Below are 13,797 nucleotides of genomic sequence, written 5' to 3'. Positions count from 1 at the left end.
TTCATTGGGCGGACCTCTGAGGCACAGGATGTGCTAGACCCGTCAGCCACAGGACGTGGCGTCCTAGGCGGACAGCGCTTGTCGGGGCTGACCAGGCACTTGCGCTTTTTTGTTGTCCAAACAATGATTTAGGAGGTTAGTTTGATGAAAAAATTAACTGGTGCAGAAATTAGAAGAATGTTTCTCGAATATTTTAAGGAGCATGACCATGCCATCGAGCCGAGTGCATCGCTTGTTCCGCACGAAGATCCGTCTCTTCTGTGGATCAACAGCGGGGTAGCGACTTTGAAAAAGTATTTTGATGGACGAGTTGTGCCAGAAAACCCAAGAATCACGAATGCACAGAAATCGATTCGGACAAATGATATTGAAAATGTCGGCAAAACAGCGCGCCACCATACCTTCTTTGAAATGCTCGGCAATTTTTCGATCGGTGACTATTTCAAAGATGAAGCAATTGAATTTGCATGGGAATTTCTTACAAGTGAAAAATGGATCGGTTTTGACCCTGAGAAATTATCGGTGACCGTTCATCCGGAAGATGATGAAGCCTATCTCATCTGGAAGGAGAAAGTCGGTATGCCCGAAGAACGGATCATCCGTTTGGAGGGGAACTTCTGGGATATTGGCGAAGGTCCGAGCGGTCCAAACACAGAGATTTTCTATGACAGAGGGCCTGAATACGGAGACGACCCTCTAGACCCTGAGCTGTACCCAGGCGGTGAAAATGATCGCTACCTTGAAGTCTGGAATCTTGTGTTCTCAGAATTCAACCATAATCCGGATGGCACGTATACACCGCTTCCAAAGAAAAACATTGATACCGGTATGGGCCTTGAACGCATGGCATCTGTGGTCCAGGATGTTCCGACAAACTTTGAAACAGATTTGTTCTTGCCAATTATTAAAGCGACCGAAGAAATTTCCGGTGAAAAATTCGGACAATCTAGGGAGAAAGATGAGGCTTTCAAAGTTATTGCAGACCACATCCGTACAGTAGCATTCGCTGTCGGTGACGGTGCCCTTCCTTCCAATGAAGGCCGCGGCTATGTACTGCGTCGTTTATTGCGCCGCGCTGTTCGTTACGCTAAAAAGCTAACTATCAATCGACCATTTATGTTTGAGCTGGTGCCGGTAGTGGGTGAAATCATGGAAGATTTTTATCCAGAGGTAAACGAAAAAACCGACTTTATCCAAAAGGTGATCAAACATGAGGAAGAACGTTTTCATGAAACATTAACGGAAGGCCTCGGGATCCTTTCTGAGTTGATCAAGAATGAAAAGCAAAAAGGCAGCGGCAAAATTCAGGGGGAGGATGTCTTCAGACTTTATGACACATACGGCTTCCCAGTCGAGCTGACGGAAGAGTATGCTGCGGAAGAAGGGCTAAAGATCGACCATGAAGGCTTCGCAAGAGAAATGGAGCTGCAGCGCAAAAGAGCCCGTACAGCTCGCCACGAGATCGGTTCCATGCAAGTCCAAGGCGGCGTGCTTGGCGATATGAAAGAGAGCAGTGAGTTTGTCGGATATGATCAATTACAAACCAACAGCAAAATCGTGGCAATTATAAGGGATGGTCAGCTCTCAGAACAAGCTCAGGCCGGCGATGAAATTCATTTTATCCTGGACATTACACCTTTCTATGCAGAAAGCGGCGGACAAATCGCTGACAAAGGGACTGTAGAAGCAAGTGGAATGAGGATTTCCGTAAAGGATGTAAAGAAAGCTCCAAACGGACAAAATCTTCATCATGCTGTTGTAGAAGAAGGGACAGTAACGAAGGGGCTTGAAGTAACAGCAATCGTTGATCAGGAAAACCGTGCGAGAATCATCAAGAACCATACTGCAACACACTTGCTCCACCAGGCGTTGAAGGATGTGCTGGGAGATCATGTAAATCAAGCAGGTTCACTAGTCGAACCTGATAGATTGCGTTTCGATTTCTCTCATTTTGGGCAGGTTACTGCTGAAGAGCTGGAAAAAGTAGAAACAATCGTCAATGAGAAAATTTGGAAAAACATCGAAGTGAACACAAGCTTTCAGCCGATTGCGGAAGCAAAAGCAATGGGTGCAATGGCGTTGTTCGGTGAAAAATACGGTGAAATCGTCCGTGTCGTAAAAGTCGGCGATTATAGTCTTGAGTTATGTGGCGGTTGCCATGTTCCGAATACCTCTGTCATCGGTTTGTTTAAAATTGTTTCCGAGAGTGGCATCGGAGCTGGGACAAGAAGGATTGAAGCCGTAACGGGAGAGTCTGCATACAAAGTACTTAACGATCAACTCAGCGTTCTGAAGGATGCTGCAGGCAAGTTGAAGACTGCACCGAAGGAAGTATCGAACCGTATGGATGCCTTACTAGCTGAAATCAAGCAGCTGCAGCGTGAAAATGAATCTCTTGCAGCCAAATTGGGTACTATTGAAGCAGGAAGCCTTGCCTCTCAGGTAAAAGAAATCAACGGGATCCAATTGCTTGCTGCACGCGTACAGGCTTCTGACATGAACAGCCTGCGAAATATTGCTGATGACCTAAAGCAAAAGCTTGGTTCAGCAATCATTTTGCTTGGAATGACTGATGGCAGCAAAGTGAACTTGATTGCTGCTGTAACGGATGATTTGATTAAAAAAGGCTATCAGGCTGGAAAACTGATCAAGGAAGCAGCGGCAATTTGCGGCGGTGGGGGAGGCGGCCGGCCGGATATGGCCCAGGCTGGCGGTAAAGACCCTTCAAAACTCGACAATGCGCTTCAATATGCCGAAAAATGGGTAAAATCAATTTGATATAAAAGGAAAGTAGTGTAGAATGAAGATATCATGAAGAAAAATTTTACCTGCCATTTCCTGAAAGTGAGGTGCATTCGATGAGCTCGTTTGATAAAACGATGAGATTTAATTTTCCCGAAGAGCCTTTTGAGCATGATGTCAACGAAGTCCTGCTGCAGGTATATGAAGCGCTGCAGGAAAAGGGATATAACCCGATCAACCAGATTGTCGGATATTTGCTCTCAGGCGACCCGGCCTATATTCCTCGCCATCGGGATGCCCGAAACATCATCCGCAAGCTGGAGCGAGATGAAATTATCGAGGAACTGGTTAAATCCTACTTAAGGAATCATCGAGAGGGGAAATAAATTGAGGATTTTGGGACTCGATGTTGGCTCGAAAACGGTCGGCATAGCCATGAGCGATGAATTCGGCTGGACAGCTCAAGGACTTGAAACATTGAAAATAAACGAAGAAGAAAATGTATTTGGTTTCAATGAAATTGGTAAAATAATAAAAGACAATGAAGTCAGCAAAGTAGTGGTTGGATTTCCGAAGAATATGAACGGGACGATTGGTCCGCGCGGGAAAGCAAGTCAGTTTTATGCCCGTGAACTGGAAGATAGATTTGGCGTTCAAACGATTTTATGGGACGAGCGTCTGACGACAGTGGCAGCCGAGAGAGTTTTGATCGAGGCGGACGTAAGCCGCAAAAAACGAAAGAAGGTCATCGATAAGATGGCTGCTGTTATGATTTTACAAGGCTATTTGAACAGCCAAAATTAAATTGAGGTGACTACAATGGATCATGGAGAAAACAATATTACAGTAGTAGACGAAAACGGCAACGAACAATTATGTGAAGTTCTTTTTACTTTTGATTCCGAGGAGTTCGGAAAATCATATGTGCTTTATTATCCAATTGGTGCAGAGGATAACGATGAGGAAGAAATCGAAATTCATGCTTCTGCGTTCATGCCAACAGAAGATAATGATGATGGCGAACTTATGCCGATCGAAACGGATGAAGAGTGGGACATGATTGAAGAAATGCTTGAAACCTTCCTCGCAGAGCAAGACGAAGAATAGGATTCGAAAATCTGGACCAGGCGAATAACTGCCTGGTCCTTTTCTATTTGCCGATAAATTCGGGCAAATTTCGTCCTGAAATTCTACAAGAAACGGCTTTTTTCGTAATTATTTGCAAATAGCAATATAAAATATAGTATAATAGTTCGAGATGTGACAATAGAGAGTATCCAGGAAGTAAGTTTTGTTATCTGGAGGGGGAACATATGTCTGACGAAAAGAATATCCAGGATCCGAAAAAAAATAAAAAAAAGTGGATTACCGAAAAGCTGATAGAACAGCAGAATGAGGCGAAAATAGTGAGGAAAATAGTTTTCATTACTGCTCTCGTGGCTTTCTTGCTCATCGTAGCAATCGGCGGCGGTGGGTATTACTACATTACCGAAGCATTGAAGCCTGTTGAAGAAAACAGCAAGAACACTATTGAGGTCACGATTCCTATTGGTTCGTCTACAACAGGTATTGGGCAAATACTTGAGGAAAAAGGGATCATAAGGGATGCCCGGGTTTTCAAGTATTATGTAAAGTTCAAAAATGAAGCAGGCTTTATGGCTGGTGATTATAAAATGAACCCGTCGATGACGCTGCCTGAAATCATTACAAGTTTGAAAACAGGGAAAGTTATGGAGGAAGTGGTCATGAAGATCACAATCCCAGAAGGAAAGCAGTTAAAGCAAATCGCTGGGATCATTGCTGAAAAAACTCAACAGGATGAGGAAGCGATTTTCCAACAGCTGAATGATCGAGCATTCGTCAAAACCTTAATAGAGAAATATCCTGATGTCCTTAGTGATGAAATTCTCAAGGAAAATGTCAAGTACCCGTTAGAAGGGTATCTGTTCCCGGCTACCTATCCGTTTTCCTCTGAAAAACCGACAGTCGAGGAAATTGTTACGGTCATGCTGACAAAAACGAAGGAAGTATTAGCTGAATTCGGAGGACAAATGGAAGAAAAAAATATGTCTGTTCATGAATTAATGACAATGGCATCACTCATTGAAGAGGAAGCAACCGAACAAGCCGATCGCGATAAGATCGCCAGTGTCTTTTATAATCGCCTAGCAAAGGGGATGATGCTGCAGACAGACCCGACCGTCTTGTATGCACATGGGGAACATAAAGATCGCGTCTATTTCCAGGATCTTGAAATAGATGACCCTTATAATACCTATAAAATTCAGGGACTGCCACCCGGTCCTATCGCCAATCCAGGCGTCATGTCCATTCAAGCTGCTCTTGTACCAGCTGAAACAGACGATCTTTATTTCATTGCGACGTCCACTGGAGAGGTGCTCTTCTCAAAGACACTGGACGAGCATAATCGAAAAGTGAACGAACATATTACCAATAAAAAGTGACATCCTTATTTGGGAAATGCAGAATGATTCGCACTTCCCTTCTTTTTGTGGTAAAATTATTCAAGTGTTTTTTACTAGACCATGTTACTGTCTGGCGTCCGATCCAGTTACTATTCGATAGCGTGCATCACAGATGACGGAGTGAAGCTTTTAAGTTAATGGACCTGACTGTTTTTCTCTGTTAATTTGTGAACGCTATTTTTTTCATGCCTCGACAGTCATGCGAAATTTTACTCCGGCTTTTTTTTAGCCATCTGAATGGAGGTAAGGCAGCTTGCTGAACGAAGAGCTGCAAAATTATATAGATTCTTTCATACAGCCTAGGGATGGCGTTTTTTTCGACATGGAAGAGTATGCGAAGCTTCACGGTGTTCCGATTATGGAACCCGCTGGTATCGAAACGATGCTCCAGCTTCTAAGAATTCAGCAGCCAGAATCAATCTTGGAAATCGGAACAGCCATTGGCTACTCTGCAATGAGAATGGCATCCGCGCTGCCTAAGTCTCATATCATCACAATGGAACGCGATGAAGACCGCTGTCAACTTGCTGCCGAGTATATGAAACGGGCCGGCATGCAGGAGCAAATCACCCTTATGAAAGGGGATGCGCTTGAGCTTGAAGCGGAAGCTGCCGTCCATGCTCCATTTGACGCAATTTTTATTGATGCAGCCAAAGGCCAGTATAAGCGCTTTTTTGAACGTTACTCCAGGTATTTGAAGCCTGGGGGAATAATCATTACGGACAACATCCTGTTTAAAGGTCTTGTATATAACCATGAATCGGCAAGCAAAAGAGCCCGTAGCCTGGCAAAAAAAATAGACGAATTCAATCGCTGGCTTGTTGCTAATGAGGAATATGATACGATCATCCTTCCTATTGGTGATGGGGTGGCGGTTAGTAAGATGAGGTGAACGGAATGAAGAAACCCGAATTATTGGTGACGCCAACAAGTGTTAATAACATTATTCCATTGGCGGAAGCCGGGGCAGATGCGTACCTGATTGGAGAACAAAAATTCGGATTGCGTCTTGCTGGTGAGTTCAACCGTGAGGACGTAAAACGAGCGATTGAATTGGCGCACTCAAAAGGGAAGAAAGTGTATGTAGCTATGAACGCATTATTCCATAATGAAAAAGTGGACTTGCTTGGTGAATACCTTACCTTCCTTACCGATGTGAAAGCAGATGGAGTCACGTTTGGCGATCCTGCTGTTTTAATGGCAGCAAAGGAAAATGCTCCGGAAATGAAGCTTCATTGGAGCACGGAAACTACAGGAACGAACTGGTATACTTGCAATTATTGGGGAAGGAAGGGTGCCAAGCGTGCTGTCCTTGCGAGAGAAATCAACATGGATGCGATCGTTGAAATCAAGGAAAATGCTGAGGTGGAAATTGAGGTCCAGGTTCACGGTATGATGAACATGTTCCAGTCGAAGCGTCCGCTCCTTGGCCATTACTTTGAATATCAAGGAAAGGCTTTGGCAGTAGAAAATCGCAGACAGGAAAGCAATATGTTTCTCCATGATAAAGAGCGTGAAAATAAGTATCCGATTTTCGAGGATGAAAATGGGACGCACATCATGAGCCCAAATGATATTTGCATTATTGATGAGTTGACTGAGCTAGTGGAATCTGGGGTTGATTCTCTTAAAGTGGATGGGATTTTGAAGAGCCCTGACTATATTTTGGAAGTTACAAGGCTATACCGAAAAGCCATTGATTTAGCAGTGGAAAAACCGGAGCAATACGACGAAGAAAAGGACAGCTTGCTAAAAGCGGCAGAAGCACTACAGCCGCTAAATCGCCCGCTCGATACAGGATTCTTTTTCAAGGAAACGGTTTATTAACAGCAAGAATGAGAAGGAGGTTGCTAAAATGGCAGCAATAGCAGACAAAATTTCGCAAATTGTCGATGGGAAACGGATCATCGTGAAAAAACCAGAACTGCTTGCTCCAGCCGGAAATCTTGAAAAACTTAAGATTGCCGTCCACTACGGTGCAGATGCCGTTTTTATTGGCGGGCAAGAATATGGTTTGCGTTCGAATGCGGATAATTTCACCTTTGAGGAAATGAAGGAAGGCGTCGAGTTCGCCAAAAAATATGGCGCGAAAATTTATGTTACCACTAATATCTTTGCACATAACGATAACATCGATGGTCTCGAAGACTATCTATTAGGCTTGAAGGGTGCTGGTGTCAACGGCATCATCGTAGCCGATCCTTTGATCATAGAAACTTGCCGCAAGGTAGCTCCGGAAATCGAAGTCCACTTGAGTACACAGCAATCCCTTTCCAACTGGAAGGCTATCCAGTTCTGGAAGGAAGAAGGACTGGAGCGTGTTGTGCTTGCACGGGAAACAAGTGCAGTGGAAATCGAGGAAATGAAGCAAAAGGTGGATATCGAAATCGAAACCTTCATCCATGGTGCCATGTGCATTGCCTATTCTGGACGCTGTACCTTGAGCAATCACATGACAGCCCGGGATTCAAACCGTGGCGGCTGCTGTCAGTCCTGCCGCTGGGACTATGATTTGTACACACTTGAAGGAACAGAGGAAAACCCTTTGTTTGCTGAGGGCGATGCACCTTTTGCGATGAGCCCAAAGGACTTAAAACTAATTGAGTCGATCCCACGTTTGATTGAGCTAGGAATTGACAGTCTAAAGATCGAAGGCCGCATGAAGTCTATTCACTATATTGCAACGGTTGTCAGCGTTTACCGAAAAGTGATCGATGCTTATTGTGATGATCCTGAAAACTTTGTGATCAAGCAGGAATGGCTCGAGGAATTGGACAAATGTGCCAACCGCGAGACAGCATCTGCCTTTTTCGAGGGGGTCCCAGGGTATAAGGAGCAAATGTTTGGAAACCATAGCAAAAAGACAACCTTCGATTTTGCCGGCCTTGTGCTTGATTACGATGCTGAGGAACAAATGGTGACACTTCAGCAAAGGAACTACTTCAAACCTGGGGATGAGGTTGAATTTTTTGGACCAGAAATCGAGAACTTCACCCATGTGATCGATAAGATTTGGGATGAAGCTGGAAATGAACTCGATGTGGCCCGCCATCCGCTGCAAATCGTCAAATTCAAGATGGACAAGCCTGTCTACCCAAATAACATGATGCGGAAGGAGAAGTAGGAAATGTACCGCAAACCTGTTGTGATTGGTGTAGCCGGCGGCTCAGGCTCAGGCAAGACAAGCGTGACCAAGGCGATTTATGATAGCTTTAAGAGTCAATCCATCCTAATGATTGAACAGGATTATTATTATAAGGATCAAAGCCACCTGCCGATGGAGCAGCGTTTAAAGACAAATTACGACCATCCTTTGGCATTTGACAATGACCTTTTAATAAAACATATTCAAAAGCTGCTTCAGCACGAGCCGGTCGAGAAGCCAGTTTACGATTATTCCATCCACACTCGCTCAAACGAAGTCATCTATGTGGAACCAAAGGATGTTATCATTTTGGAAGGCATTTTGATTCTCGAGGACGAGAGATTACGCGATTTGATGGACATCAAGCTCTATGTAGACACGGATGCCGATCTGCGGATCATCCGCAGACTGCTGCGTGACATAAAAGAGCGCGGACGCTCAATGGATTCAGTTATAGAACAGTACGTAAATGTGGTAAGACCAATGCATAACCAGTTCATTGAACCGACCAAGCGTTATGCGGATGTGGTTATTCCCGAAGGCGGTCACAATCATGTCGCAATTGACCTCATGGTAACAAAAATTCAAACAATTCTTGAACAAAAATCATTTTTGTGACACAATAGCATAGATAATATAGACATGGAAGTACTTGCAAAGAGTGCTTCCTTTTGTCCAAAGAGATAAATGGCCAGAAATGGCCCTTTTTCCATCGCGCGCCCTGGTAAGGCGGCGCTTCTGTATATTTTTAAGGATACATAAGATAATAGTACACAATCTATTTGGGGATTTGTGAAGACTAGAAGGAGTGAAGTATTTTGGCAATAGAAAAAGTTTTTCCGATGACACAGGCAGGAAAAGAAAAGCTTGAACATGAATTGGAACAATTAAAAACCGTTAAACGAAAAGAAGTAGTGGAGAGAATCAAGATTGCTCGCAGCTTCGGTGATCTTTCAGAGAACTCTGAATATGATTCTGCAAAAGAGGAACAAGCTTTTGTAGAAGGGCGGATCACGACGCTTGAAAATATGATTCGCAATGCAAAAATCATCAAGGAAGATGAACTGAGTACAGATGCTGTCAGTCTTGGCCGCACGGTCACTTTTGTCGAGCTTCCTGATGGCGATGAAGAATCTTATACCGTCGTTGGAAGTGCCGAAGCGGATCCATTTGAGGGCAAAATTTCAAATGACTCACCAATTGCGAAGAGCCTGATGGGCAAAAAAGTCGGGGACGAGGTAACTGTGCAAACTCCTGGCGGCGAAATGAACGTCCGTATCACTTCTATTAAGTAACAACCTATAGGTTTGAAACTCCAACACCTCGTCAACACTTTTGATGAGGTGTTTTTTATGCATAAAAAAAGAATGACTGCCTGGATTTCCATCTGTCTCGCAGTCTTTGGCCTATTGATTTTTCGGCTGGCGCAGCTGCAGCTAATTGATACAGAATCATTTTCTAAACATCATATTAATTTAATCGAAGCAAGCGTGAAGCAAAGGTCTCAGGAAATGGTAGTGGACAACGGAAGAGGAAATTTCGTGGATCGTAATGGGGAATCTTTGTCCTATGAGCTTGCGTCCGTGCTCGTCTTGTTTCCGTTTTTAAAGAAAATGGACTGGGAAGCGGATAGGGTGGCAGAAGTGATTGGTGTCTCTGAATACGCTTTGAAAACAGAAGTGGAGGAGTCGGATGAACCATTTGCTTTTGGAGATCCAGATCCTGTGATCCTGACAAGGAAGCAAATGGAGATCATTAATGAAATGGGGATTCCTGGTGTATTCGCGGTTGAACGTAAATATCCAATGGAAAAAGTGCCGGCTGCGCAGCTTGTTGGAATCATAGGCGAAAATGAAGCTGCCCTAAAAGCAAGATACGGCAAGAAGGAATTTATGCCTAGGACGTTGATCGGGCTCTCAGGTCTGGAAAAAGGCTTCGATGAGTTCCTCGTTGCGGAAGGGAATTCAAAGCTTGTATACCATGTCGATGGCGAAGGAGCGCCATTATTCGGAATTAATGTGAAATACAGTGAACCGGCCAATCCATTCTATCCAATTAATGTGCAGACATCGATCGATAAAGATTTGCAAATCATCCTTGAGGAAAAAGTGGATCAATACAAAATCAAAAAAGGCGGAGCCGTCCTGTTAGATATTGAGACAAACAGCATTTTAGCAATGGTTTCAAGACCCGTCATCAATCCATCAAAACCCTATACGGATGAAGGGGTGGAAAATATGATGGTGAAACAACATATTCCAGGGTCCGTGTTCAAAACGGTGGTGGCTACGGCTGCGATTGATAATGGACTTGATGACCCATCCAGGACGTTTGATTGCAGCAAGACCATCAATGGGGAAACAGATACGAAATATCAACATGGAAACCTTTCTTTCCAAGATAGCTTCGCAGTCAGCTGCAACCGTACTTTTGGCGAATTAGCCCAAGAATTACAGAAGCAGGATGATCATATACTGGAAAGGTATGCGGAAATGCTGTCCATTACAGGAGGAACAGGATGGACAGGGAATATTTTTCATCTAGAGGGTTTCAAACAGCTTCAGGATGAGGAGACAGGAAGAGTGTTCTTGTCGAATGAAGCAAGGAAGGATATGAATTTTGCTGCACTGTCAGGAATTGGCCAGCACGAAGTAAGAGTTTCCCCGCTCGCTGTCGCCAACATGATGGCGACAATCGCCAGAGGGGGGGGAAAGGAGATGGTCAGGGCCGTTCTGTCCATCCAATATCAAAATGGCACGAAAATGACTGAGTTCCCGAAAAAGGAACTGCCAGGGGAGCAGATTTCTCCTTATACTGCCATGAAAGTCCAAAAGTTACTACGAGAGGTCATTGTAAACGAAGAGGGAACTGGCAGATGGTTTCAGGACTTGCCGTATAAAGTTGCAGGGAAATCTGGAACAGCTGAAACAGGCAGATATGAAAACACTAAGCAATTGCATAATAAATGGTTCGCGGGTTATTTTCCATTTGAAAATCCAAAGTATGCACTTGTGACTGTCAATTTAGATGTATTCGCGGATGAAGGAGGAGTGAATCCTCTTTTCGCGGATATAGTTAAGGAGGTCTATCAATTCGACCACGGGACATCCGCTGAAGGGCCTAAAACCGAGTGAAACAAGCTAAATGAATAGAAAATCCTTCAAGTTTGCTCTGAGTCATGGTAGAATGTTGACAACCTTAAAAGGGAGGGAAAGATCTTGAAGAATGATTATGACAGCCTAAATGAGGGAATGCGCTCACGGCAAAGGGCAAAGCGCAGAAAAACGAACCTGATTTTAAATAGCTTGATTGTTATTGTGATATTGTTAATTGGCATTGTTTCCTATAATATTTTTTTCAGCAATGAGAAAGGCGCGGTCGACCAAAACAATGTGACAGCAAAAAAGGATCAGGCTTCAGCCTCTCCAGAGAAACAAGCAAGTAAAAATAATGCAACTGCCAAAGAGGATAAAAGCTCCGAAACAAGTGCAGAAGGATCCAATTCTGAAAAAGCAAAGACAGCTTCTTCAGAGGAGCAGGCAGATCCAGTCGTAACGGAGGGCGGAAGTGATGCTAATGTAAAGCAAACGATTGAAAATCCAGGGTGGAAGCCAGTTGGCACAACGCAAACTGGAGATCACACCCCTGCGTTCGACGAAAGTACGGTGGATTGGCAGGAAATGATTCTTGCATACTCCTATGCAACTGGAATCGATAAAAACAATATGACTTTATGGTGGAATGAAAATGGAGGTGCGCCTAATACAGCAGTCGGAACGATTTCTGAAAAAGGCAGCGACCAGACTTTTAGAGTATGGATTCAATGGGTAGATGGCGAAGGCTGGAAACCGGTCAAGGTAGAAGAATTGATTCAAAATGATAAACGATAAACTTTTCACCTGCTGAAAATAGGCATAAACCATTCAGTTTGGTTCACCTGGTCATATACCAAAATTTACATGGGAAATACGTGTTTAAAACATGTTAAAGTAGGGATGTGGATAAGTCTATTAAATACAGGTGATGATAATGAAGGCAAAACAACTCTATGAAAAAATGATAGATTACAAGCAGTTTGCAACCACTCTGCTTGCAGTGGGAGTTTTCTTTTATATTGGGACGATCATTCCGTCAGAAACGACAGTAATGACAGATATATATATAGCAACTGGTGCATCCATCGCATTCCTTACTGGCTCGATCCTATGCTTTGCTGTTGCAAAAAAATATCGCAATCAGCTAACTGAAACAGAGGAAGGTCAGGATTTACTAATGAAAAAGTAATCGCATCTAAATTCGATGTCTTTGCGGAATTGCTTATCACAGTAAAAAAGCGATCCATCGTTAACAGAATGTTCACATCCTATTCCTTTTAACAGCGTATTTATATGATAAATTTGCTGTAACAATGGTGTATGATAAGGGGTGTTGGGCATGTTCTTAATCGTAATGGGTTTGGTAATATGTGGCGCTGTTGGGTTGATCATTGCTGCAGAAGTAAGCGTAGAATAACAGAAAAAAGGCATCAATCACATGTGATTGATGCCTTTTCATTTTCTGTCCATCGCCAACATGACGGACTTTTCTATTATCTTCACTGCCCTTTATTCTTTTTCTTTTCCTTTTCAGCGCGATAAAACTCATGGAACATTTTCATCAATGCCCGTTTTTCAATTCTTGATACATAGCTTCTTGAGATGCCGAGTTCTTTGGCGATTTCCCGCTGGGTTTTCTCCTTCTTTAAATCAAGGCCGAAACGGCCAATAATAACCTCTTTTTCACGTTCATCGAGGACATCAATATACTCCTTCACTTTTTCAAGCTCCATATTGAGCTGGATGGTGTCAATAACATCTTCCGATTCAGATTTCAGGACGTCGATGAGCGAGATTTCGTTGCCCTCCTTGTCCTGTCCAATCGGGTCATGTAATGAAACATCCTTTTTTGTCTTCTTCAATGCTCTCAAATGCATGAGAATCTCGTTTTCTATACATCGCGCCGCATAGGTGGCTAGCTTGGTGCCCTTTGCTTCTGAATAACTTTCAATGGCCTTGATCAGTCCAATAGTTCCAATTGAAATCAAATCCTCAGAATCCTCACCGGTGTTTTCAAATTTCTTGACGATATGGGCGACAAGTCTCAGATTGTGTTCAATTAACATATTTCTTGCGTGAGTGTCGCCATCCGCCATCAATCTTAAGTACTTTCGCTCCTCAGCAGCAGACAACGGTTGAGGAAATGCATTGTTTTTAACATAAGAAACAAGAAGGATGACTTCTTTTAGGAGATACCCAAGTGCTGTCAGTATGCCAGACATGTTTCCACCCCCGCTTATTCAGGCTTTAGCCTATAATCAATTCCTATGTCTGAAGGAGGTTAATTGTGTCTGTCCTGCTGGATATTTTTATCGTTTTCCGACAGAAG

14 protein-coding genes are annotated in these 13,797 nt (G+C 43.5%); 13 read left to right on the top strand and 1 reads right to left on the bottom strand.

Annotated elements, in window-relative coordinates:
• The first annotated feature begins 144 nt into the window (after positions 1–144).
• The 13 genes from alaS to UB32_RS13140 all read left to right on the top strand — a co-directional run bounded on the left by alaS (position 145) and on the right by UB32_RS13140 (position 12,657).
• The gene (gene alaS / locus UB32_RS13200) at positions 145–2,778 is read left to right on the top strand and encodes an alanine--tRNA ligase (RefSeq protein WP_044394426.1); all 2,634 of its coding nucleotides are present in this window, start codon (positions 145–147) and stop codon (positions 2,776–2,778) included.
• Positions 2,779–2,858: 80 nt separating this feature from the next.
• Complete coding sequence (locus UB32_RS13195) at positions 2,859–3,128, top strand: IreB family regulatory phosphoprotein (RefSeq protein ID WP_044394425.1); 270 nt, start codon at positions 2,859–2,861, stop codon at positions 3,126–3,128.
• A gap of 1 nt (position 3,129) precedes the next feature.
• Positions 3,130–3,546, top strand: a complete 417-nt coding sequence (ruvX, locus tag UB32_RS13190; protein ID WP_044394424.1) for a Holliday junction resolvase RuvX — start codon at positions 3,130–3,132, stop codon at positions 3,544–3,546.
• A 15-nt stretch (positions 3,547–3,561) separates the two neighbouring features.
• Positions 3,562–3,849, top strand: a complete 288-nt coding sequence (locus UB32_RS13185) for a DUF1292 domain-containing protein (protein ID WP_044394423.1) — start codon at positions 3,562–3,564, stop codon at positions 3,847–3,849.
• Positions 3,850–4,055: 206 nt separating this feature from the next.
• Positions 4,056–5,207, top strand: coding sequence for an endolytic transglycosylase MltG (gene mltG, locus UB32_RS13180; RefSeq protein ID WP_044394422.1), 1,152 nt, complete (start codon positions 4,056–4,058; stop codon positions 5,205–5,207).
• A gap of 274 nt (positions 5,208–5,481) precedes the next feature.
• Positions 5,482–6,120: an O-methyltransferase gene (locus tag UB32_RS13175; protein WP_044394421.1), complete on the top strand. Its 639-nt coding sequence runs from the start codon at positions 5,482–5,484 to the stop codon at positions 6,118–6,120.
• Between the two features lie 5 nt (positions 6,121–6,125).
• Entirely contained in the window at positions 6,126–7,055 is a 930-nt protein-coding gene (locus UB32_RS13170) for a peptidase U32 family protein (RefSeq protein ID WP_044394420.1), read from the top strand.
• A 28-nt stretch (positions 7,056–7,083) separates the two neighbouring features.
• Positions 7,084–8,352, top strand: coding sequence for a peptidase U32 family protein (locus UB32_RS13165; protein ID WP_044394419.1), 1,269 nt, complete (start codon positions 7,084–7,086; stop codon positions 8,350–8,352).
• A gap of 3 nt (positions 8,353–8,355) precedes the next feature.
• Complete coding sequence (gene udk / locus UB32_RS13160; protein ID WP_044394418.1) at positions 8,356–8,991, top strand: uridine kinase; 636 nt, start codon at positions 8,356–8,358, stop codon at positions 8,989–8,991.
• Positions 8,992–9,191: 200 nt separating this feature from the next.
• Positions 9,192–9,668 (top strand): transcription elongation factor GreA, encoded by a 477-nt coding sequence (gene greA, locus UB32_RS13155; RefSeq protein WP_044394417.1) that lies wholly within the window; start codon positions 9,192–9,194, stop codon positions 9,666–9,668.
• A 57-nt stretch (positions 9,669–9,725) separates the two neighbouring features.
• Positions 9,726–11,507 carry a peptidoglycan D,D-transpeptidase FtsI family protein gene (locus UB32_RS13150; protein WP_044394416.1) on the top strand — a complete coding sequence of 594 codons (1,782 nt, stop codon included), beginning with the start codon at positions 9,726–9,728 and terminating at the stop codon, positions 11,505–11,507.
• Between the two features lie 84 nt (positions 11,508–11,591).
• Positions 11,592–12,263, top strand: coding sequence for a YrrS family protein (locus UB32_RS13145; RefSeq protein ID WP_052807032.1), 672 nt, complete (start codon positions 11,592–11,594; stop codon positions 12,261–12,263).
• Positions 12,264–12,402: 139 nt separating this feature from the next.
• A complete protein-coding gene (locus UB32_RS13140; RefSeq protein WP_241768507.1) occupies positions 12,403–12,657 on the top strand; it encodes a YrhC family protein in 255 nt (84 codons plus the stop codon).
• Positions 12,658–12,967: 310 nt separating this feature from the next.
• Here the strand turns inward: UB32_RS13140 and sigK are convergent, their stop codons facing one another.
• Positions 12,968–13,690, bottom strand: coding sequence for an RNA polymerase sporulation sigma factor SigK (gene sigK / locus UB32_RS13135; protein ID WP_044394414.1), 723 nt, complete (start codon positions 13,688–13,690; stop codon positions 12,968–12,970).
• Positions 13,691–13,797: the final 107 nt, after the last annotated feature.

Source organism: Mesobacillus subterraneus (assembly GCF_000934845.1).
GTDB classification, from domain to species: Bacteria; Bacillota; Bacilli; order Bacillales; family Cytobacillaceae; genus Mesobacillus; species Mesobacillus stamsii.
Note: the sequence above shows the minus strand (reverse complement) of the source record. Positions and strands in the feature narration are given on the sequence as shown.

Bases quoted from the DNA above. Each gene is read 5' to 3' on its own strand.
- UB32_RS13170 (WP_044394420.1), top strand. From the start codon at position 6,126: ATGAAGAAACCCGAATTATTGGTGACGCCAACAAGTGTTAATAACATT.
- UB32_RS13185 (WP_044394423.1), top strand. From the start codon at position 3,562: ATGGATCATGGAGAAAACAATATTACAGTAGTAGACGAAAACGGCAAC.
- UB32_RS13195 (WP_044394425.1), top strand. From the start codon at position 2,859: ATGAGCTCGTTTGATAAAACGATGAGATTTAATTTTCCCGAAGAGCCT.
- mltG (WP_044394422.1), top strand. From the start codon at position 4,056: ATGTCTGACGAAAAGAATATCCAGGATCCGAAAAAAAATAAAAAAAAG.
- alaS (WP_044394426.1), top strand. From the start codon at position 145: ATGAAAAAATTAACTGGTGCAGAAATTAGAAGAATGTTTCTCGAATAT.
- UB32_RS13165 (WP_044394419.1), top strand. From the start codon at position 7,084: ATGGCAGCAATAGCAGACAAAATTTCGCAAATTGTCGATGGGAAACGG.
- UB32_RS13140 (WP_241768507.1), top strand. From the start codon at position 12,403: ATGAAGGCAAAACAACTCTATGAAAAAATGATAGATTACAAGCAGTTT.
- UB32_RS13150 (WP_044394416.1), top strand. From the start codon at position 9,726: ATGCATAAAAAAAGAATGACTGCCTGGATTTCCATCTGTCTCGCAGTC.
- udk (WP_044394418.1), top strand. From the start codon at position 8,356: ATGTACCGCAAACCTGTTGTGATTGGTGTAGCCGGCGGCTCAGGCTCA.
- sigK (WP_044394414.1), bottom strand. From the start codon at position 13,690: ATGTCTGGCATACTGACAGCACTTGGGTATCTCCTAAAAGAAGTCATC.